Source organism: Stenotrophomonas sp. YJH_SMC_138 (genome assembly GCF_059369855.1).
On sequence record NZ_JCAFTB010000001.1, the window covers coordinates 137,846 to 158,505 of the forward strand.

Consider the following 20,660-nt stretch of genomic DNA (forward strand, 5'->3'; position numbering starts at 1 on the left):
GCAGCCTGCTCAGGCTGCACGGCGCGGCACGGCCGAAGCCCCTGCGCCTTCCACCTTGAATACCGCCACCGACGTGGTCAACGCATGTGCCTGCTCCTCCAACGCGCGGCTCGCCGCGGTGGCTTCTTCCACCAGGGCCGCGTTCTGCTGGGTCACCTGGTCCATCTGCACCACCACCTGGTTGACCTGCTCGATGCCGGCGGCCTGTTCCTTGCTGGCCGCTGCGATGTCGCTCATCAGCTGGGTGGTGCGCGAACTGGCCTGGGCCACGCGTGCGATCGCTGCTTCCGATTCAACGGTCACCGCCAGGCCACTCTTCACCTTGGCAGCGGCGTCTTCGATCAGCTCCTTGATTTCCTTGGCCGCGACGCCGGCGCGCTGCGCGAGCGTGCGTACTTCGCTGGCGACCACGGCAAAACCACGGCCCTGCTCGCCCGCGCGCGCGGCTTCCACCGCAGCGTTCAGCGCCAGGATGTTGGTCTGGAACGCGATGCCGTCGATAACGGTGGAGATTTCCGAGATGCGTGCCGAGGACTGATCGATCTCACCCATCACCGAGGCCATCTGCGCCATCGCCTGCTCGGTCTCGCGTACGGCGGCACCGGCGGCATGCGCTTCGCTGTCGGCCTGACGCGCCAGCTCGGCGTTCTGGCGCACGGTGGAGGTCAGCTCCTCCATCGACGCGGCAGCTTCCTCCAGGTTGGCCGCCTGCTGCTCCGTGCGGCGCGACAGGTCGTTGTTGCCGGCGGCCAGTTCCTGGGCCGCGTTGTTGATGCTGTCGGCAGCCACCTGGATGCCCCGCACAATGCCCGTCAGCTGCGCGGTGGTGGTATTGGCGTCGTCGCGCATGCGCGCGAACACGCCGTCGTACTCACCGTCCATGCGTGCGGTCAGGTCACCGTGCGAGATCGCGCGCAGCACGTCGGAAACATCGGCAATGCTGGCCTGGGAACTGGCCATCATGCCGTTGAGGTGTTCGACCATCGCCTTGAACTGATACTGGAACGCAGCAGCATCGCCACGCATGCTGAAGTCGCCGGCGCGAGCCGCCTGGGCCAGTTCATCGATCTGCGCGTTGATCGCCATCAGGCTCTGCTTTACCGCGGCCAGAGTGCGGGTCAGCGTGCCCTTCTCGCCCGGGTAGTCCGGCAGGTCACGGCTGAGGTCGCCGATCGCGTAACGCTGCATCACTTCGGCCATCAGCAGCTCCACCTGCACGTGCGATTCGACCAGGCTGTTGGTGGCCTGCACCATGCGGCCGAAATCACCGGGGAAGGCACTGTCGTCCATGCGATAGCGGATCGCACCCGCTTCGTGCTGCTCAGCCATCTGCAGCTGTGCGCCGATCGCCGCCTGCACGCTCTGCCGCACGCTGGCCATCGCCTCGCCCAGCTGGGTCAGCTCATCCCGGCCACCGAGGCGGAACTCCTGGTCCAGCTGGCCCTTGGACAGCCGCTCGGCCAGGTTCACCGCGCGCGCCAGCGGGCCGGTCAGGCTGCGGCCGATCATCACCGAGGCGCCGATGCCGGCAAGCAGCGCGACGCCGCCCAGCACCAGCAGCTGCAGCAGGCTGCGTTCGCCCAGGCGGATCGCTTCGGCGGCAGCTTCACGGCTTTCCTTCTCCTCGAAGTCCACGCCATCGGACAGCGCCTTGTTCCAGCCGTTGGCCGCTTCCTGCACCGCGCCCAGGGTCAGCGCCACGGCGCCGGGATAATCGCCCTGCTCCATCAGTTCGCTGGTCTGCTTGTTGAGCGGGCGCGCAACGGCACGCTTGGCCGCGATGGTTTCCGCGATGGTCTTGCCCTGGGCATCGCTGGGCAGCGCCTGGTAGGCGGTCCAGCTGGCCTCATAGCGCTTGACCAGGTCGGCGATGCGCTTCTCGTCGCTGCCGCGGTCTTCGCCCTGACGGATCAGCATTTCGCGGCGCACGACCATCATCTGGTTGTTGGCATCGAGCATCTGCGACAGCAGGCGCACCTTGGCCACGCTGACGTCGACCACCTGCTGCATCGCGCGCTTCTGCACGACACTGGCAGTGGCGCCGGTGGCCACCACGGCGGCGACCAGCAGCAGCAACAGGCCAAAGCCCAGCCCAAGACGCCAGGCAACCCTGACGTTCCTCAAGTAGTTCATGGGGGTATCCAATACGGGGGGATGTGGCCTTATCGGCGGCACGGCAGGCAATCTTGATCGCCCTCCATCGGTGGCTTCGGCCACGGTTCACCTTGGTGAGTCCCCGTCCCAGCGGCACCTGCCGCTGGCAATCGGCCGCAATGACATGCCTGCTCATGCGGGCATCAGATCCCTTTCACGGCGGCTCGGCGCTGTCTGCGGGCAAGGTGGCGGCGTACCTGCTGGAGATCCCAATGCCCTCATCTGTGTCCCGATCCACCCTGCTCGCACTCTCGCTGCTGGCGTCGCCGGCCTTCGCGCAGGTGCCGCCGCCCAACCTGCCCGCCCCCATTGCCGAGAAGGCCGACCCGGACACCGCAGTGCGCTCCGCACTGCATGCCCAAGTGCTGCTGGATCGCGCGAATTTCTCGCCTGGCCAGATCGATGGCGAAGTGGGCAGCAACCAGCGACGCGCGGTGGCGGGCTTCCAGGCCGCGCATGGGCTGACCGTGACGGGTGAGCTGGACGACGCCACCTGGAAGGCTCTGCAGGCTGATACGGTGGGGCCGCTGGCCAGCTACACGCTGACTGCCGAGGATGTCGCCGGCCCGTTCCAGCCCATACCGAAAGGACCTGCCGCACAGGCCAAACTGAAATCGCTGGGTTTCAGCAGTGTGGAAGAAGCCCTGGGCGAGCGCTTCCACGCCTCGCCGGAGTTGCTGAAGGTGCTCAATCCCGGCGTGGATCTGACCAAGGCTGGCAGCCGCATCCAAGTGCCCAACATCGCACCAGCGGCATTGCCGAAGGCGGCGAAGATCGTGGTCGACAAATCCGACTCCACCCTGCAGTTGCTGGATGCGCAGGGCAAGCTGATCGCGCAGGTGCCGGTGTCGTCGGGCAGCCAGCACGACCCGTTGCCGATCGGCGAATGGAAGATCCTGGGCGTGTATCGCGACCCGCCGTTCCACTACAACCCGAAGTTGTTCTGGGATGCGCGCAAGGGCGAAAAGAAGGCGACGCTGCCGCCGGGCCCGAACAACCCGGTCGGCCGGGTCTGGATCGACCTGTCCAAGCCGCACTACGGCCTGCATGGCACACCCGAACCCAGCCACGTGGGCAAGACCGAATCGCATGGCTGCGTACGCATGACCAACTGGGATGCGGTGCGTGTGGCCGACGCAGTGGATACTTCGGTGCCCGTGGTGATGCAGGAGTAAGCCCATGCGTCTTTCGCAGCTGATCGTATTGGGCGTACTGCTGGGACTGGGGGCAGGTTGGTGGCTGCGTCGCGATGGGAGTGAGCCGGTAGCCGCCTCGCTGCCGGCAGCGCCATCGGCGGTGTCCGCCGCGCCGGTGGTCGAACCAGCGCCACGCGCAACGGCCCCACCCGCCACCACCGCGCCGCCGGCCGCGCAGGCTGCGGATGCACCGTCCGGCCTGCTGCTGCCGGTGCAGGGCATCCTGGCCTCGCAGCTGCGCGATACCTTCACCGATGCACGCAGCGAAGGCCGCGTGCACGATGCCATCGACATCATGGCCGATGCAGGTACTCCCGTACTCGCGGTGGCTGATGGCACGGTGGAAAAACTGTTCGACAGCAAACGCGGCGGGCTGACTATCTACCAGTTCGAGCCCAGCGGACGCTGGTGCTACTACTACGCGCACCTGCAGCGCTATGCCGATGGCCTGGCCGAGAAACAGGCGATCAAGCGCGGGGATGTGATCGGCTACGTCGGCAGCACCGGCAATGCCAGCGCCGAGGCCCCGCACCTGCACTTCGAAGTGCATGTCTTGGGGCCGGAGAAGCAGTGGTGGAAGGGAGAGTCGATCAATCCCTATCCCTTGCTGAAGTCGGCGGCACCGATGCCCGGCGCTGCTGGCGCCGCAACGCCACAGTGAAGACAGTCAACGCAGCCCCCGGAATCAGCAGGAACAGCGCCGCCATCTTCCAGAAAAAGAACGGCCACAGCCAGAGGTAGTCCAGGTCGGTCAGCTTCAGCAGACCCAGCGGCGGCTGCAGCTCGATGTCTGCAGTGCGTCCCGCCAGCGCCGGATCCACCTCCAGCACGGTTACCCGCAGCCATGAGCGGCCGCGTGGCAATGCGTCGCCGCGACCGTAACCAAAGTAGGAGGCCATGAGGCCGCTGGACTCAACCGATACCAGCGCGCGGTCGATGCCCTGCCCGGCCACTCCCCAACGCTCCCCTGCGCGGAAGTCTCCATGTTCGGTGGGAGTCTCGATGCGCAGCAGCACTTCAGGGTCAGCCTCTGTACCGTCCGCGGCATAGCGCAGGCGCAGCCGAAGCTGGTCATCGATGAGGCGGTAGACGGTGATCTGGGCGGTTGCGCCAGGGCGCAGCACCAGCGGCACCGTCTGCGTGCGCGAAGCCAGGGCATTGGCGGCTGCACCCAACACAAGTACCAGGCCGGCCATGCACCACAGGCTCCACGACACCCACAGGGTGACCCGCACTACCGTCCCGCCTTTCACGCTGACATCCTGGTCATCGCGTCGCTTCCCCGCTGGCCTGGCCACACAGTAACGAAAAAGCCCCGCGTGCGCGGGGCTTTTCCTGTCACCAACGCCGGGCATGGCCCGGCGCCACCTCAGGCGAACGGATCCTGCAGGACCATGGTGTGGTCGCGGTCCGGGCCGGTGGAGACGATGCTGATCGGGCAGCCGGCCAGCTCTTCCAGCGAACGCAGGTAGGCGCGTGCGGCCGGCGGCAGATCGTCCCACTGGGTGATGCCGTGGGTGTTCTCGCTCCAGCCCGGGAACTCCAGGTACACCGGGGTGCATTCTTCCCAGCCCTGCGCGTCCAGCGGCGCGTACTCGGTGCGCTTACCGTTGTATTCGTAGGCGATGCAGACCTTCAGCTTTTCCATGCCATCGAGCACGTCCAGCTTGGTGATGCACAGGCCGCTGATGCCGTTGATGGCCACGGCGCGCTTCAGCGCGACGATGTCCATCCAGCCACAACGACGCGGACGGCCGGTCGACGCACCGTACTCGGCGCCGCGGTCACGAATGCCCTGGCCGACTTCGTCGTCCAGCTCGGTCGGGAACGGGCCACCGCCTACGCGGGTGGCGTAGGCCTTGGCGATGCCCAGCACGTAGTCGATCGAATCAGCGCCGACGCCGGAACCGGCCAGCGCACCACCGACGGTGGTGTTGGAGCTGGTGACGTACGGGTAGGTGCCGTGGTCGATGTCCAGCAGCGCGCCCTGCGCACCTTCGAACAGCACGCGCTTACCCTGCTTGCGCAGGTCGTGCAGGATGCCGGCCACGTCGGACTTCATCGGCTGCACGTATTCGCCGAAGGCCAGTGCTTCGTCGAAGGTCTTCTGGAAGTCGATCGCATCGGTGTTCAGATACTTGGTCAGCACGAAGTTGTGGTAATCCAGCGCGGTGCGCAGCAGTTCTTCCAGCTGCTTCGGGTAATGCAGGTCGGCGATGCGGATGCCGCGACGCGCCACCTTGTCTTCGTAGGCCGGGCCGATGCCACGGCCGGTGGTGCCGATCGCCTTGCCACCGGCTGCGCGCTCGCGCGCCTGGTCCAGGGCGATGTGGTACGGCATGATCAGCGGCGCGGCCGGGGAGATCTTCAGGCGCGAACGCACTTCCACGCCGGAGGCTTCCAGCTCGGCGATTTCCTTCTGCAGCGCGGCCGGCGAGATCACCACGCCGTTGCCGATCAGGCACAGCGCATCGTCACGCAGGATGCCCGACGGGATCAGGTGCAGGACGGTCTTCTTACCGTTGATGACCAGGGTGTGGCCGGCATTGTGGCCGCCCTGGAAGCGCACGACGGCGCCGATTTCCTCAGTGAGCAGATCGACGATCTTGCCCTTGCCTTCATCGCCCCACTGGGCACCCAACACTACGACAGACTGACCCATGACGGGCTCCTCGGTTTGTTGCGGCCATCGGGGCCGCGGACGGGTAAACCGTGGCGGGGCTGGCCAGCACCTGGAGGGCGGCTCCAAACGGGGAGCGGCCGGCGATGGAGGGCCCAGACACGGAAAAAGCCGAACGGGGAGGCCCGTCCGGCTTTTGTGCATTATCCGGGTTTCCGGGGTCCGCTGCCACCTTTCCGACGGACGGCTTCACCGGCCGGTCAGCCGCCCCGCCCGGTCGTGCCGGCCGCTGGCCGGCAATGCCAACCAAGGTTGGCAGCTACCAGAGCCTGGCCACGCAGGTGCAGGCCGGTCAGCCGCCCCGCCCGGTCGTGCCGGCCGCTGGCCGGCAATGCCAACCAGGGTTGGCATCTACCAGAGCCTGGCCACGCAGGTGCAGGTCGGTCAGCTGCCCCACCCGGTAGTGCCGGCCGCTGGCCGGCAATGCCAACCAAGGTTGGCAGCTACCAAGGCCAGGCCACGCACGTAGTCGCAGGCGGCCGCGCCGGGGCGTCTAGTGCCGCACCCACCACAGCAGGCTCAGGCCGGCCAGCAGCACCAGTCCGCCGAAGCTGCGCAGGGCCGGGCTGGGCAGGTCCAGCAGGCGTTCGGCCATGCGCTTCCAGGCGAACGGCGCGACGAACAGGAACAGGCCTTCCAGCACCGCGACCAGGCAGACGGCGGCGAACAGATCTTTCATCGGGAACTCCGGAAAAAGCACGGGGCCCGGCAGTTGGCCGGGCCCCGTGGGGTAATGCCCTGCGACCTCAGCGGTCGTTCTTCAGGTACTGCAGGAACGGGTCGTTCTTGTCGAGCACGATCACGCCATTGCCGTCGGTCATGGAGCCACGGTAGGCCTCCAGGCTGCGGTAGAAGGCGTAGAACGACGGATCAGCCGAGCCGGCCTTGCCGTAGATGCGGGCCGCCTCGGCATCGCCTTCACCGCGCAGGCGCTGTGCATCACGCTCGGCCTCGGCGATCAGCACGGTGCTGTCGCGGTCGGCCTGGGCACGGATGGTCAGCGACTGCTCCTCGCCCTCCGCACGCAGCTTGGCCGCTTCCTGCTTGCGCTGGGCGCGCATGCGCTCGTACACGTCGTTGATCACCTGGCTGTCGGTCGGCAGGTCCACCTGCTTGATGCGCAGGTCGATCATCTGCATGCCGAGGCCGGCCACCGCCTCGTTGATCCCCTTCAGCTGCTCGGCGATCAGCTCGCTGCGGTCGCCGGACACCAGCTGCTGCAGGGTGCGCGAGTTGATCTGGTTGCGCAGCGAGTCGGTGATGATCGGCGCCAGGCGGGCGTTGGCCACACGCGGGTCGCCGCCGGTGGCACGGAAGTAGTCACCTACGTTGGAGATGTAGCCGATGGCGAAGAAGTCGACGCTGACGTCCTTCTGCTCGGCGGTGAAGTAGCGCGCAGGCGCGGTGTCGAGCACCTGGAAGCGGCGGTCGAAAACCTTCACCGTTTCCACCACCGGCACCTTGAAGTGCAGGCCCGGCTTGATGTCCGAACGCACCACCTTGCCCAGATTCAGCACCATGGCGGTCTGGTCCTCACGAACCACGTACACCGAGCCGAGCAGGCCCAGCACCACCGCCACGATCACGGCGATCCAGATAGGACTCTTCATCGGCTGCCCTCCTCACGGCCGCTCGGTCGCCCGGTCGGGCGGCCCACCGGCCGGCCCGGATCACGGGAAGCTTCCACCGCTGCACCCGGCAGCGATGGCATCACCACGTCCGGGTTCGCCACTGCGGCCGGGGCCGAGGTGGTGGGACGGGTATCGCCGGTCATCGGCACGTAGATCAGCTGGCGGCCATCGCCGCCGATCACCTTGCGGTTCTCGCTCAACACCTGCTGCACGGTTTCCAGCCACAGGCGCTTGCGGGTCACTTCCGGGGCGTCCTTGTACTGGGCCTGCAACAGGCTGAAGCGCTGCGCGTCACCCTCGGCCTTGGACACCGCGGCCTGCTTGTAGCCTTCGGCGGTGGTACGGGCGCGCGAGGCCTGGCCTCGGGCTTCCGGCACGACCTTGGCAGCGTAGGCCTGGGCTTCGTTGATCAGGCGTTCCTTGACCTGCTGGGCACCGTTGACCTCGTCGAAGGCCGGCTTCACTTCTTCCGGCGGACGGGCGTCCTGCAGGGTCAGGCCGGTCACGGTCAGGCCGGTCTTGAACGCCTTCAGCAGCGCCTGCAGGCGCTCCTCGGCAGCCACGGCCAGCGGGCCACGATTGTTCAGTACAGCGTTGAGGTCGGCACGGCCGACTTCCTCGCGCACCGCGCTCTGCGCCGACTGCTCCAGCACCTGGTTGGCATCGACCGTGCCGAACAGGTACTGCTGCGGATCGTCGATGCGGTACTGGACGTTCAGCGAGACGTTGACGATGTTCTCGTCGCGGGTCAGCACCGGCACCTGGATCGAGAACGTCTTGATCTCGGTAGCGTTGACCTTGGTGACCGACTCGATCGGCCACGGCAACTTGAAGTTCGGACCGGGCTGCAGGATGCGCGAGAACTGGCCGAAGCGCAGGACCACGCCACGCTGCTGTTCACCGATCAGCTGGAAGCTGGAGAACAGCACCAGCAGCACCACGGCCGCCACCACCCAACGCACGATGCCGCCGTCGAACAGGTCCTTCAGCGGCCCGGGCAATCCGCCCCAGCCACCACCATTGCCACCGCCGCGCGACCCGAACGGCCCGCGTCGATTGTCCTCGGGGCCTTGTCCGCCCTTGTTGCCGCCGGGTGTATTCCAGGCCATGCACGCTCCATCAAGATGTGGGCTGCGGCGCGGGCCCTTCCCGCGGCGCCAGCCGTGAAACCATTACCGATCATACAAGATGGGGCGGATCGGCAGGATCGAAAGGGGGGGCAACGGGGTAAGGTGGCGTTTTCCTCGAAGTCAGGCAATGCCGATGGCCCCCACGACCCCGTTCACCGCCTTCCGCATCGAAAACGACGACGCCGGCTATCGCAGCGGCCTGACCCGGCTCGGTGTCGACGACCTCAACCCCGGGCAGGTGCTGATCCGCGCCCACTGGTCCTCGGTCAACTACAAGGATGCCCTGGCCGGCACCGGCAAGGGGAAGATCCTGCGCCGCTTCCCGCTGGTCGGCGGCATCGACGTGGCCGGCACCGTGGTCGCCAGCACCGACCCGGCCTGGCGTGAAGGCGACGCGGTGCTGGCCACCGGCTGCGGCCTCAGCGAGACCCGTGACGGCGGCTACAGCCAGTATGTGCGGCTGGAGTCGCGTGCGGTGATTGCACAGCCGGCCGGGCTGAGCCCGCGCGAGGCGATGGTGCTGGGCACCGCCGGATTCACCGCGGCGCTGGCGCTGCTGCGCATGCAGGACAACCGGCAGAGCCCGGAGCTTGGACCGCTGGCGGTCACCGGCGCCAGTGGCGGCGTCGGCGCGCTGGCACTGTCGATCTTCAGCCGCGCCGGCTATACGGTGCATGCGATCAGCGGCAAACCCGACCAGACCGGTTTCCTGCACGCCATCGGTGCCAGCGAGGTGCTGCCGCGCGAGGCGCTGGCCGACACCGGCCCGCTGCAGTCGGCGCGCTTCGGCGGGGGCCTGGACAATGCCGGCGGCGCCATGCTCGCCAGCCTGCTGGCGCAGACGGTGCCCTACGGCAGCGTGGTCAGCGCCGGCCTGGCGGCCAGGCCGACGCTGGACATGACGGTGATGCCCTTCATCCTGCGCGGTGTGTCGCTGCTCGGCGTGTCTTCGGCCAATGCGCCGCGCCGGCTGCGCGAAGAGGTGTGGTCGCGCCTGGGCGGTGAGTGGAAGCCGCAGCACCTGGACCGCATCTGCACCGCCGAGGTCGGCCTTGATGGCCTCCGGGCAGTGTTCGAGCGGATGCTGGCGGGTGGATCGCTGGGCCGCACGGTGGTGCGGATCGACTGAACGTCGCAGGCAGGCGACGGACGGCAGGTGCCCCCCTCCCGCCGGTAATGAGCCCGCACTACACTGCGGGCATTACATGGGGAACAACATGGCACGCATTCTGATCGTCGACGACTCACCGTCGCAGCTGTTGGGGATACAGCGCATCGTCGAGAAGCTCGGGCACCAGATCCTGACCGCCACCGATGGCGCCGCCGGGGTCGAAACCGCCAGGGCCGAGCTGCCCGACCTGGTTTTGATGGACGTGGTGATGCCCAATCTCAACGGCTTCCAGGCCACCCGTACCCTCGCCCGCGACGAGGCGACCCGGCATATCCCGGTGATCCTGGTGACCACCAAGGACCAGGACACCGATCGCATGTGGGGCATGCGCCAGGGCGCCAAGGCCTACATCACCAAGCCGTTCTCGGAAGACGAGCTGTCCGAGGTGCTGGAGCGGGTGTTCGCCGGCCAGGGCTGAGACGCGCGTGGTCGTGCCGGCCGCTGGCCGGCAACCACGCGTCACCGTCCCAGGGCATGAAATTGCCGGCCTGCGGCCGGCACGACCGCAAGGCGTGCTCAGATCGACTCGCCGAAGGCCTTGGCCAGATTGCGGTAGGCCTTCTTCTGCGCCTCGTCGGTCGCGGCCGGGGCCACGATCTCGATTTCAACGATCTGGTCGCCGTCCGGGCTGCCCGGCAGGCCGCGGCCACGCAGGCGCAGTTTGCGGCCGGCATCGGAGTCGGCGGGGATCTTCAGCTCCACCGCACCGCCCAGGGTCGGCACGCTGATGCTGGTACCCAACGCTGCCTGCCAGGGCGTGACCGGCAACGTATAGAGGATGTTGCGGCCGTCGACCTCGAACTGCGGATGCGCGGCGTACTCCACTTCCAGCAGCAGGTTGCCGCCATGGTTGCCCTGCCCTGCCAGGCGGATCACCTGGCCCGGACGGATGCCCTTGGGCACGCGCACGTCCAGCTGCTTGCCGTTGACGGTGATGCGCAGGCTGTCGCCGCTGTAGGCCGCTTCCAGCGGGACCGACAGCTTGGCGCGGGTGTCGCGGTTGGGTGCGTGGCCCTGGCTGCTGAAGCCCGGGCCCGGACCGGCACCGCCACGCTGGCGCGCGAACAGGCTTTCGAAGAAGTCGCTGAAGCCGCCGTTGGGGCCACCACCACCGAATACTTCCTCGAAATTGAACCCGCCGGCGCCGCCGTAGTTCGGCGGCACGTTGAACTCCTCGCCCGGGCGATAGCCCTGCGCGCGCAGCTGGTCGTAGGCTGCGCGCTTTTCCGGATCGCGCAGCGCCTCGTAGGCCTCGTTGACCGCCTTGAACTTGTCTTCGGCCCCGGCCTCCTTGCTGACGTCCGGGTGGTACTTGCGTGCCAACCGGCGGTAGGCGGTCTTGATCTCCGCCTCGCCCGCGCTCGGTTCCACCCCCAGGGTGGCGTAGTAATCCTTGAATTCCATCCAGCTACCTCGATCTGCTTCGGCCGCGCCGGTGGCGCCGCCCCGGGTTCATTCTACGCGCCGGCGATGCTACGCCGCCCCTCGTGCGGCCCCGGTGAGGCCGACTGATCCTGCGCAATGCCGCTGCCATCCCGATGCCCCAGGCTGTGGCTGGAAGCCCCCGCCGCGACGCCTGAAGATGGGGCCTGCACACGGGTTTTCCAATGTCTTGACGCCCCTGTCCCATCCGGCCCACTAGCCTGCCCCAGCAAGGAGTTCCCCATGACCATCCATGTCGGCGACCACATTCCGGAAGTGACCCTCAAGCGCATCCGCGAGGGCATCGAAACGCTTGATACGCATTCGCTGTTCGACGCCCGCAAGGTCGTCCTGTTTGCGGTGCCCGGCGCGTTCACCCCCACCTGCTCGGCCCGCCACCTGCCCGGCTACGTCGAAAAATTCGAGGCCTTCCGCCAGCGCGGCATCGATGTCTACTGCATGGCGGTCAACGACCCGTTCGTGATGAAAGCCTGGGCCGCCGACCAGAAGGTGCCCGACGGCCTGCTGATGCTGTCCGACGGCAACGCCGAGCTGACCCGCGCGCTCGGCCTGGAGCTGGATGCCAGCGCCTCGGGCATGGGCATGCGCTCGCGCCGCTTCGCGCTGTACGTGGTCGATGGCGTGGTGCGTGCGGCCTGGATCGAGCAGCCGGGCCAGTTCGAGGTGTCTTCCGCCGAGTACGTGCTGGAGCACCTGCCTACCTGATTCCCCACCGCAGAAGGAAACGGCCAGCAATGTCCAGCAAGCCAGCCAAAGCCAGCAAGCCCGCCGCCGGGATTCCCGGCATCAGTGACCGTCAGACCCTGCGCGAGCGTGCCCAGCACAACATCGAAGACGGCGCGATCACCGACAGCTACAGCGCCGACCGCAAGGTGGTGATCAAGCTGCTCAACGATGCCCTCGCCACCGAGTACGTGTGCGTGCTGCGCTACTACCGGCACTATTTCATGGCCAAGGGCATGCTGGCCGACGCGGTCAAGGCCGAGTTCCTCGAGCATGCGCAGCAGGAACAGGCGCACGCCGGCAAGCTGGCCGAGCGCATCGTCCAGCTTGGCGGCGAGCCGGACCTGAACCCGGATACGCTGACCACGCGCTCGCATGCCGAATACAAGGAAGGCAGCGACCTGCGCGACATGGTGCGCGAGAACCTGGTGGCTGAACGGATCGCCATCGACAGCTACCGCGAGATGATCAACTTCATCGGCGACCGCGATACCACCACCAAGCGCATCCTTGAAGAGATCCTGGCGCAGGAGGAAGAACACGCCGACGAGTTCGCCGACCTGCTGGACGGGTGGATCGGGGAATAGCGGCCCCGCAAACGCTCGGTAGATGCCCACCTTGGCGGGCGCATTCATCGCGTGCCAACCAAGGTTGGCACCTACCAGAGCACGGATGCGTCGGGTCGACGGGCCATTCCCAGCACCTATCGCAGGACGTTGAACCGCACCTGCGTCCACGCGCCGTCGGCTGCCAGCGCGGTCAGGGTGTGTGCGCCCGGATCGGCGAACTCGCGCTGCATCAGCTGCGCGCCGTGGGTCTGTGCAATCCAGCGTCCATCCAGCAGCCAGTCCACCGCCTGCTCGCTGCCCAGCGCGCGCAGCTGCAGGCGCACGCCGTGCTCGGAATTCGGCGCGCGCGCCAGCGTGGCGCCGTCATTGAGCCCGTCCACGTGCAGCGCGACGCTGGCCTCACGCCCGTCGTCGCGGCAGTCCGGCGACAGCGCCGGCAGCTGCGAAGCCTCGCGCGTGGCCTTCGGCAGCCACGGCGACAACAACGCCGGCCAACGCGCGATCTCCCGCGCGACTTCCTGATGCGGCAAACGGCAATCAGCGGATACACGCAGACCGGTCCGCGCGTCGGCCAGGTAACGCTGCCGCCCCGGCTGCCAGCGCCGCGCCTCGCGCTCGGGGAAGGTCGGCGGTGCCGCACCGTCCAGCAGATAGGCCGACATCCGCCGCTGGCACAGCGCCGCTGGCAGGCCCTCGGCACGTTCGCCGGTGGGCCAGCAGACGTCCTCCTGGCTGACACTGGCCGGCATCGGTGCAGCAGCTGAATCACCGCGCTGGCGCGGCAGGCTGTCCACCACCTCGAACATCAGCGGCAGCGCGGTCACCGCGCCGTACTGGCCCGGTAGCGGGGTACCGTCCGGCCGCCCCACCCACACGCCCACGGTGTAGTGGCGGGTGCTGCCGATCGCCCACGCATCGCGGTACCCGTAACTGGTGCCGGTCTTCCACGCCACGCGCGGGCGGCCACCGACATCGAATGTCCCGACGCTATACCCCGGCCGCGGATTCGATTCCAGCATCTCGCGCACGATCCAGCTGGCGCCCGGCGAGGCCAGGCGACGCTCGATCATCGGTTCGTCATCGGTGTAGCGCACGCGCCCGGCGATGCCGTTGCGGTTGAGCGCTGCGAACGCACCGACCAGATCTTCCAGCCGCGCACCGGTGCCGCCCAGGATCAGCGACAGATTGGGTGTACTGCCCGGCGGGAAGCGCAGCTGGATGCCGGAGTGCGACAGGCGTGCGGCGAAGCGCGCCGGACCGACCCGCTGCAGCAGGTCCACCGAGGGCACGTTGAGTGACAGCCGCAGCGCGCTGGAGGCACCAATCGGCCCATTGAAAGCCATGTCGAAGTTGCCGGGGCGGTAGCTGCCGAAACTCTGCGGCGCATCGACCAGCAGGCTTTCCGAATGGATCAGGCCATCGTCCAGCGCCATGGCATACAGGAACGGTTTGAGCGTGGAGCCCGGCGACCGCCAGGCCTGCACCATGTCCACGTGGCCCAGCCGCTGCCGGTCACCGAACGCCAGCGTGCCGACATAGGCACGCGCCTGCAGGGTCTGGTTGTCGACCACCAGCAGGGCGGCCGAGGTGCGTTCCGGCAGCGTCGAGAAATAGCTGGCCACGCGTTCTTCCAGCGTGCGCTGCAGGCCGATGTCGATGCTGCTCTGGATGCGTGCCTGGCCCGGATGCGCCGAGTGCAGGCGCTGCGCCAGCAGCGCGGCGTGCAGCGGCGGGCGCAGCGAGCGCGCCACCACGTTCTCGATGCGCGCGTCTTCCACTTCGTCTGCCGTCCACACGCCCAGCTCGTTCATGCGGGACAGCACCTTGTCGCGCGCCTTCTGCGCCGCTTCCGGATGACGGTCCGGGCGCAGCCGGCTCGGCGCCTGCGGCAGCACCGCCAGCAACGCGGCCTCGGCATGCGACAGCTGCGCCGCCGGCTTGCCCAGGTAGGCCCAGCTGGCCGCTTCCACCCCCTCGATGGTGCCGCCGTAGGGCGCGCGCTCCAGATACAGGGCCAGGATCTGCTGCTTGCTCAGGTGCACTTCCAGCTGCACCGCGCGCAGCATCTGCTTGAGCTTGCCCCACGGCGTGCGCGTATGCGGATCGAGGATGCGGGCGACCTGCATGGTCAGGGTCGAGCCACCGGAAACGATGCGGCCGCCACGCAGCAGCTGGCCGCTGGCACGCAGGATCGCCAGCGGGTTGATGCCCGGATGCCGCCAGAACCAGCGGTCTTCGTAGGTCAGCAACGCCTGCAGGTACAGCGGCGAGACGCTGTTGATCGAAGCCGGGTAGCGCCACACACCCTCGGCGTCGGCGAATGCACGCAGCGGCGTGCCGTCGGCAGCCACCACCAGGGTGCTGGTATCACGCTGCTTCGGCAGCGGTGGCGGGAAGGCGAAATCCAGCACCAGCAGCAGCGCCAGCGTGGCGGCCGTACCCCAGCGCAGCCAGGGCCACAGCGGCTGCAGCCGGCGGCGCAGGGCCGCCAGCCGGATCGACATCGTGTTGTTCATTGCAGGTTGCCAGCAGGACGGGCCGCGCCGTCGCGGCCCGTCCGCGCGGTCACGGCTGTACCACCGTGATCGTGGTCGGGTTGCTGCGGCCGACGCCGCGCAGCTGCGGCCGGTACATGTCCTCCACCAGCGGCGGCGGCACCGAGTAGGTTCCCGGCGTCACCGCGCGCACCAGGTAGAACACGTTGGCCTTGCTGCCACGCGAGAGCTTCAGCGCGGCCACATAGCGGTCATCGCGGAACTCCTCGTGCTTGGTGTCGGCGGCCTCACCACGGTCGCTGATGGTGATGCCATCGACCACCACGTCGGCCCACTGCTTGGCATCGCCCAGGTTGAAGTTCTCGATCTCCAGGCCCGCCGGCAGCAGGTCGGTCAGCAGTGCATCGGGCATCGTGGTGTCAGCGGTGACGGTGACGCGCACGATCAGTGCTTCGCCTTCCTTCAGCGGGCGCGGCGACCACGGCTTGCCATCGGTGCCGTAGTAACTGCGCTCGACGCCCAGCACGCTGTTGTCCGGTGCCGGTGCGCTGCGCGGGATGCCGGCCACATCAATGCTGGCGAACATCGGCGGCTGCCCCTGCGGGGTGAAGCGCACGCCGCTGGCCAGCTCACTGGCGCTGAAGTTGCGGCCGAACAGCTTGCGCTCGCCGATGGCTTCGGTGCTGCCACCGATCACCAGCTCACCGGCCACCAGCGCCTTCTGGTTGGCGGCCAGGGCCTTGCCAAGGCGGGCAATCGCCACCTGTTCCTGCGTGCTCAGCCACATCCAGCCGGCATTGCGGCGCGCATCCAGGCCACGGCCGAGATCCACCGCACGCGCATCCCAGGCGGGCTTGGCCAGCTTGTTCTCGTGGGTCAGCGCGATCATCAGTGCATCGTCGCGGATCGCACTGCCGTAGTCGCCGAAGTACGACGGACGTTCACTGCTGGACTTGGCGAAGGCCGCCGCCAGCGCGGCCTGGCCACGCTTGGCATCACCCTGCAGCGACAGCGCCACGCCCAGGTGGACCAGCGACAGGCCACCGACCGCCTTGCTGCGCTCGTTGTCGTACAGCGTGCGCAGGGTACCCAGCGGTGCACGGTTGACCCGGGCCAGCACGTAACCCGAATACGCCTGGTTGGCGAACTTCAGCTTCTCGCGATCCTCCTGGCCATAGAACTGATTGCCGCCGGACAGCAGATCCTCGCTGAGCCGGTTGAGCGCCTTCTGCAGCACGTTGTCGGGCACGGCGAAGCCGGCGTCCTTGGCATCAAGCAGGAATTCGGTGATGTACGGGGTCAGCCACGGATTGACGTAGCCGTCGTCACCCCACATCGAGAAGTTGCCATTGGCCACCTGCATCGACGCCAGGCGACCGAACGCACCTTCCATGCGCTCTCTACGGGTCTTGGCATCCAGGCCGTCGGCACCGAGCATCGACGACGTCGCCTGGTCCAGGATCAGCGCGGCATAGCCCTTGCTGGTGGTCTGCTCGGCACAGCCATACGGGTAGTTCAGCGCGCCCTGCAGTGCACTGGCGAACGGGATCGGCGGCAGCGGGCTGACCAGCAGGCGTGCATTTACCGACTCTGCCATCAGGCCATCGGTCAGGCTGTTGTCGAGGCTGACCGCGGCCAGCGGATCGAGTGTGCGCACCTGCGAACGCAGCACCTGCGGCCACGCCGCACGCACCGGCAGGTCGTAGCGGCGATCAGCCTTGAAGCCGTTGCCGTCCACCCGCACCCGCACCTTGGCCACGCTGTGGCCCTCGCGAGCCGACAACGGGAAGCTCAGCGTGGTCTTGGCATCGGCGTTCAACTGCACGCTGCGGCTGCCCTCACCCAGGTTCAGCGGACCCTCGCTTTCCACCTTCACGGTGAACTGCCCCGGCTTGCCGGTGAAGTTCTGCACGTCCAGGGTCACGGTGCTGCGGTCGCCCGGGGCCAGCACGCGCGGCATGCTGGCTTCGGCCAGGATCGGGGCGCGCACGATGGTTTCCACGTCACGCTTGCCGTACTGGTCATCGCTGTAGACCAGCGCCGACACGCGCAGAGTGCCGTTGAAGTCCGGCACCTTCAGGCGGATGCGGGCATTGCCCTTGGCATCGAGCTGCACCGGGCCGGAGAACAGGTCCACGGTCTGCACGCGCGCGGTCGGGCGCTTGGCCTGCGGCAGTGCCTGCAGCGCCATGTCGCCGCCGAACTTCAGCTTGCCGCTGCCACCATCGAAGCTCTCGATCACCCGGCTGTAGATGTCATAGGCATCGATACCGAGGCGACGCTGGGCGAAGAAGTGCGCGCCGGCGTCGGGCACCGGGAAACGGGTGATGTTGAGGATGCCCACGTCCACCGCCGAGACGGTCACGTGCGCGGCCCTGCCGGCCAGCTGCGGTGCGCTGACCGTTACCGGCAGGTCCTGTTCCGGCCGCATCTGCTTGGGCGCGACCAGGCCAACGGCCACGGTTCGGCCCTTGCGGTCCATCGGCACATGCACCACGCCCACGGCGCGGGCCGGGGTGATCTTGCTCGGCGCACTGCCGCCGCGGAACACCAGCGCGGTGATGTAGACGTCGTGGCGTTCCCAGTCGGCGGTGACCGGGATCTTGAAGGTCGAGCCCGGCTTGGCCTCGATGTCCTGCACATACAGCATGCGGTCGGTCTCGACCATCAGGATGCCCTTGCCGGCGTGCGGCGGGGTCACCGTCACTTCCAGGGTGTCACCGGCCTTGTAGCCGGTCTTGTCCAGGCCCAGCTTGACCTTGTCCGGGCGTGCATCCAGGCCACGGTTGTCATCGCCCCAGCTCCAGCCCGCACGGAACGGGTAGCGGCTGGTCAGTCCGGTGGACGGATCGAACACGTCCACCCGGTACTCGCCCCACTCCACCGGGAAATCAAAGGCAACCGCACTGCTGCCGGCATCGACGGTGCGGGTTTCCTTGTTCTCGAAACGGCGGGTGAAATCGTAATCCCAGCGGTTGTCGTTGAAGGTCCAGTGGTAGTCGCGCAGTTCCCGCACCAGGGTGATCTTCAGGCCCTTGGCTGGCTGCGGTGTGCCGGCGGCATCCACGCGCATCAGTTCGAAGCGTGCGTTGCCGTTGGAATCAGCACCATCGTCGGGGTTGAACAGCGGCCGCACGCCGACCAGCGCGTTGGCCGGCCACATCACCCGTTTCAGGGTACGGGTGACCGTGCGGCCACCGGTTTCATACAGGCTGCCGGACAACACCACGGCGATCGGTGCCTTGGCCTTGGCCGCCTCTTCCGGCAACGCCACATCCTCACGCAGCTGGCCATTGGCCGGCAGCGTGGTATCGATCACGTCCTTGGCCTCGCGCGGCAGCTGCAGGGTCGGGTCACCGAAGAAATAGCCCGGCAGGCCCTCCACCGGCTTCTGCTCGGCAGCCACCGCCATGCGCGCAGTGAAGCGGTTGCCATCGGCCGGCGCGCCGTACAGATAGGCGCCGTTGGCCTGCAGGCGCAGGTCCTCGCCCGGCTTCAGCGTCTTCTGCGCGCTGTCCAGGTCCAGCTTCATGCGCTCGGGCAGGAACTCCTCGATGCGCAGGGTCATGCCCTGGATCGCTTCCTTGCTGGCCGGGTCGGTGCGGAACTCGACCTGCCAGCGCCCGGTCGGCGCCTCGGCGGGGATCACCTGCTCGAAGTTGATGTAGCCCTGGTCGCCCGGCTGCAGGCGGGTCTCGCGGAAGGTCTTGCCGTCGGGCTGCTTCAGGCGCAGGAACACCGGTTGTGCCTTGACCGGCTTGCCGTCGTTGTCGCGCAGCAGCGCGGACAGGCGCACGGTCTCGCCCGGGCGGTACAGGTCGCGGCCGGACCAGGCGTAGACGTCGAACCAGGCGTTGTCACGACCGGCCACGGCGAACTCACTCAGGTCCAGCGCCGGCTGGTTGAACGGCAGGAAGGTGGTGTCCTTGCCACTGCTGGCGACCAGCACGTGGGTGGCATCCAGGGTGTAGTTCAGCAGCGCATTGCCGTTGCCGTCGGTGCTGCCCTTCAGCACCACCTCACCCTTGGCGTCGAGCACGCGCAGGTCGATGCCCTTCAGCGGCGCACCGTCCTTGAGGCCGGCGGTGTGCACGAACAGCTTGTCCTTGTAGGCACGGGTATGCAGGCCGATGTCGCTGACCGAGAAGAACGCGGTATCGAACTCGCCCTCGTAGTCACCGGTGCGCTTGAGCAGGGCGAAGTACAGGCCCGGCTCCTGCAGTTCCTTGATGTCCTGGGTCGGCAGGTAGGTCAGCACCCGCTCGTTCTGTTTGCCACCCAGGATGAAGCGGTTGACGTAGACCGGCTCGGCCAGCTTGTTGATCGGGCTGCGCTCGTAGTCGCTGCTGAGCTCCCAGCTGCCACGGCGGCCGCCGCGCTGGTACTGGCTGAAGAAGGTCGGCAGGTCCTTCTCGCGCACGCGCAGGAACTCGACATCGACCTCCGGCACGTTCACCGAGACCACCGGCAAGCCGCGGCTGTCCTTGGCCGGCAGCACGCTGCCCTGCGAGGCGAAACCGACCACCGGCTTCAGCTCGCCGCTGAACACCTTCTGCTTCAGTTCCTTGCCCAGCCGGCTGCCGTCGGCGGCCAGCAGGTCCGGCGAGACCACCAGGCTGAACTCCTTGCCGGCCTCGACGAACGGGTAACGCAGGGTCAGGCCGTCATCGGACAGGGTCCAGCTGCTGTCCTCGGTGCCGACCTTCTCTTCGAAGCGAACCAGTTTGTCGAAATCCTGGGTGCCGACCAGCGGGCGCGAGAACTCCAGCGCCAGCGACAGGCCGTCATTCTTCTGGTCCGGGTAGGCACGCAGCAGGGTGAATTCCTTCACCTGCTCGGCCTTGGTGGTGATGGCTTCACCACTGGCCTTGGGCAGCTGCCCGCTGTCATTGCGGCAGCCGGCCAGCCCCAGCAACAGGCCTCCTGCCAGTACGGCCGCCGCCCACCCCCACCGCTTCCGCCGTGCCGGACCGCTCATGTCGTCACTCCTTGATCGAGGCGGCCATTATAGGCAGGCCACGTCAAGGTGTTGACGCAAATCCGGCAATTGCCGCGGTGCGGGTAGTGCCGGCCGCTGGCCGGCAGTCTCGGTAGCCGCCAACCTTGGTTGGCGTCGGCCGTGCCAACCAAGGTTGGCACCTACCCAAGCGCCCCTCCCCCGTCGCGCCAGGCACAGGCCGATGCCGGCAACCTGTCTGGCTTGGGATCGGGCGCTCCCCCAATCGTGGTGCGTAATGTCCCGGCGGAGAGAAGACCGAAGCCGCCCCAAAGTGACGGGTTCAACCCTCGATTGAGCGACTTCCCAATCGGCCTTCAGTCGCCGCTGTAGCATCGGCATCAGGCCTTCTGGAAAGTAGTGAACATTGCAATGACACGAGTACGCATGATTCAGGATCCAACGACCGGTAAGGTCTGGGGTACGCGATGTGACCGAGGGGCTGTCGAAGTCACCTCCGGAAGCCCAGGGA

Annotated in this window: 15 protein-coding genes; 6 read left to right on the forward strand and 9 right to left on the reverse strand. The window is 67.6% G+C overall.

The window, feature by feature from the left end; translation table 11 throughout:
* Positions 1-9 precede the first annotated feature (9 nt).
* Positions 10-2,133, reverse strand: a complete 2,124-nt coding sequence (locus tag AC5P7I_RS00655) for a methyl-accepting chemotaxis protein (RefSeq protein ID WP_262088040.1) — start codon at positions 2,131-2,133, stop codon at positions 10-12.
* A 233-nt stretch (positions 2,134-2,366) separates the two neighbouring features.
* Between AC5P7I_RS00655 and AC5P7I_RS00660 the strand changes: the two genes are divergently transcribed.
* Together AC5P7I_RS00660 and AC5P7I_RS00665 are read left to right on the forward strand one after the other, a co-directional pair.
* Positions 2,367-3,329 carry a L,D-transpeptidase family protein gene (locus AC5P7I_RS00660; RefSeq protein WP_041863687.1) on the forward strand — a complete coding sequence of 321 codons (963 nt, stop codon included), beginning with the start codon at positions 2,367-2,369 and terminating at the stop codon, positions 3,327-3,329.
* Positions 3,330-3,333: 4 nt separating this feature from the next.
* Positions 3,334-4,011: a M23 family metallopeptidase gene (locus tag AC5P7I_RS00665; RefSeq protein ID WP_053495714.1), complete on the forward strand. Its 678-nt coding sequence runs from the start codon at positions 3,334-3,336 to the stop codon at positions 4,009-4,011.
* Here the strand turns inward: AC5P7I_RS00665 and AC5P7I_RS00670 are convergent.
* The 5 genes from AC5P7I_RS00670 to hflK form a co-directional block, all read right to left on the reverse strand.
* The gene (locus tag AC5P7I_RS00670; protein WP_049407584.1) at positions 3,941-4,603 is read right to left on the reverse strand and encodes a hypothetical protein; all 663 of its coding nucleotides are present in this window, start codon (positions 4,601-4,603) and stop codon (positions 3,941-3,943) included. The genes AC5P7I_RS00665 and AC5P7I_RS00670 overlap by 71 nt on opposite strands.
* A gap of 116 nt (positions 4,604-4,719) precedes the next feature.
* On the reverse strand, positions 4,720-6,012 hold the full coding sequence (locus AC5P7I_RS00675; protein WP_262088041.1) for an adenylosuccinate synthase: 1,293 nt from the start codon (positions 6,010-6,012) through the stop codon (positions 4,720-4,722).
* Between the two features lie 511 nt (positions 6,013-6,523).
* Complete coding sequence (locus AC5P7I_RS00680) at positions 6,524-6,709, reverse strand: DUF2065 domain-containing protein (RefSeq protein ID WP_005414170.1); 186 nt, start codon at positions 6,707-6,709, stop codon at positions 6,524-6,526.
* Positions 6,710-6,776: 67 nt separating this feature from the next.
* On the reverse strand, positions 6,777-7,640 hold the full coding sequence (hflC, locus tag AC5P7I_RS00685) for a protease modulator HflC (protein WP_019660037.1): 864 nt from the start codon (positions 7,638-7,640) through the stop codon (positions 6,777-6,779).
* Positions 7,637-8,770, reverse strand: coding sequence for an FtsH protease activity modulator HflK (gene hflK, locus AC5P7I_RS00690; RefSeq protein ID WP_072168589.1), 1,134 nt, complete (start codon positions 8,768-8,770; stop codon positions 7,637-7,639). The genes hflC and hflK overlap by 4 nt, the downstream gene beginning before the upstream one ends.
* Before the next feature lie 154 nt (positions 8,771-8,924).
* Here hflK and AC5P7I_RS00695 point away from each other — a divergent pair, with 154 nt between their 5' ends.
* Together AC5P7I_RS00695 and pilH are read left to right on the forward strand one after the other, a co-directional pair.
* Positions 8,925-9,920 carry a YhdH/YhfP family quinone oxidoreductase gene (locus AC5P7I_RS00695; RefSeq protein WP_262088042.1) on the forward strand — a complete coding sequence of 332 codons (996 nt, stop codon included), beginning with the start codon at positions 8,925-8,927 and terminating at the stop codon, positions 9,918-9,920.
* 88 nt (positions 9,921-10,008) lie between these two features.
* Complete coding sequence (gene pilH / locus AC5P7I_RS00700) at positions 10,009-10,380, forward strand: twitching motility response regulator PilH (protein ID WP_014648033.1); 372 nt, start codon at positions 10,009-10,011, stop codon at positions 10,378-10,380.
* Positions 10,381-10,478: 98 nt separating this feature from the next.
* On the opposite strand, the gene AC5P7I_RS00705 is transcribed toward pilH, so the two are convergent.
* Positions 10,479-11,366 (reverse strand): DnaJ C-terminal domain-containing protein, encoded by an 888-nt coding sequence (locus tag AC5P7I_RS00705; protein WP_012511838.1) that lies wholly within the window; start codon positions 11,364-11,366, stop codon positions 10,479-10,481.
* Positions 11,367-11,627: 261 nt separating this feature from the next.
* Between AC5P7I_RS00705 and AC5P7I_RS00710 the strand changes: the two genes are divergently transcribed.
* Together AC5P7I_RS00710 and AC5P7I_RS00715 are read left to right on the forward strand one after the other, a co-directional pair.
* Entirely contained in the window at positions 11,628-12,110 is a 483-nt protein-coding gene (locus AC5P7I_RS00710) for a peroxiredoxin (protein ID WP_142235294.1), read from the forward strand.
* A gap of 29 nt (positions 12,111-12,139) precedes the next feature.
* Positions 12,140-12,715 carry a ferritin-like domain-containing protein gene (locus AC5P7I_RS00715; protein WP_262088043.1) on the forward strand — a complete coding sequence of 192 codons (576 nt, stop codon included), beginning with the start codon at positions 12,140-12,142 and terminating at the stop codon, positions 12,713-12,715.
* Between the two features lie 116 nt (positions 12,716-12,831).
* On the opposite strand, the gene pbpC is transcribed toward AC5P7I_RS00715, so the two are convergent.
* Positions 12,832-15,213, reverse strand: coding sequence for a penicillin-binding protein 1C (pbpC, locus tag AC5P7I_RS00720; protein ID WP_111206446.1), 2,382 nt, complete (start codon positions 15,211-15,213; stop codon positions 12,832-12,834).
* A 49-nt stretch (positions 15,214-15,262) separates the two neighbouring features.
* Complete coding sequence (locus AC5P7I_RS00725) at positions 15,263-20,170, reverse strand: alpha-2-macroglobulin family protein (RefSeq protein WP_262088044.1); 4,908 nt, start codon at positions 20,168-20,170, stop codon at positions 15,263-15,265.
* Positions 20,171-20,660: the final 490 nt, after the last annotated feature.

What these genes read in the sequence shown, in the direction of transcription:
- AC5P7I_RS00655 (WP_262088040.1), bottom strand. Translation starts at nt 2,133, where the DNA reads ATGAACTACTTGAGGAACGTCAGGGTTGCCTGGCGTCTTGGGCTGGGC.
- AC5P7I_RS00660 (WP_041863687.1), top strand. Translation starts at nt 2,367, where the DNA reads ATGCCCTCATCTGTGTCCCGATCCACCCTGCTCGCACTCTCGCTGCTG.
- AC5P7I_RS00665 (WP_053495714.1), top strand. Translation starts at nt 3,334, where the DNA reads ATGCGTCTTTCGCAGCTGATCGTATTGGGCGTACTGCTGGGACTGGGG.
- AC5P7I_RS00675 (WP_262088041.1), bottom strand. Translation starts at nt 6,012, where the DNA reads ATGGGTCAGTCTGTCGTAGTGTTGGGTGCCCAGTGGGGCGATGAAGGC.
- AC5P7I_RS00680 (WP_005414170.1), bottom strand. Translation starts at nt 6,709, where the DNA reads ATGAAAGATCTGTTCGCCGCCGTCTGCCTGGTCGCGGTGCTGGAAGGC.
- hflC (WP_019660037.1), bottom strand. Translation starts at nt 7,640, where the DNA reads ATGAAGAGTCCTATCTGGATCGCCGTGATCGTGGCGGTGGTGCTGGGC.
- hflK (WP_072168589.1), bottom strand. Translation starts at nt 8,770, where the DNA reads ATGGCCTGGAATACACCCGGCGGCAACAAGGGCGGACAAGGCCCCGAG.
- AC5P7I_RS00695 (WP_262088042.1), top strand. Translation starts at nt 8,925, where the DNA reads ATGGCCCCCACGACCCCGTTCACCGCCTTCCGCATCGAAAACGACGAC.
- pilH (WP_014648033.1), top strand. Translation starts at nt 10,009, where the DNA reads ATGGCACGCATTCTGATCGTCGACGACTCACCGTCGCAGCTGTTGGGG.
- AC5P7I_RS00705 (WP_012511838.1), bottom strand. Translation starts at nt 11,366, where the DNA reads ATGGAATTCAAGGATTACTACGCCACCCTGGGGGTGGAACCGAGCGCG.
- AC5P7I_RS00710 (WP_142235294.1), top strand. Translation starts at nt 11,628, where the DNA reads ATGACCATCCATGTCGGCGACCACATTCCGGAAGTGACCCTCAAGCGC.
- AC5P7I_RS00715 (WP_262088043.1), top strand. Translation starts at nt 12,140, where the DNA reads ATGTCCAGCAAGCCAGCCAAAGCCAGCAAGCCCGCCGCCGGGATTCCC.
- pbpC (WP_111206446.1), bottom strand. Translation starts at nt 15,213, where the DNA reads ATGAACAACACGATGTCGATCCGGCTGGCGGCCCTGCGCCGCCGGCTG.
- AC5P7I_RS00725 (WP_262088044.1), bottom strand. Translation starts at nt 20,170, where the DNA reads ATGAGCGGTCCGGCACGGCGGAAGCGGTGGGGGTGGGCGGCGGCCGTA.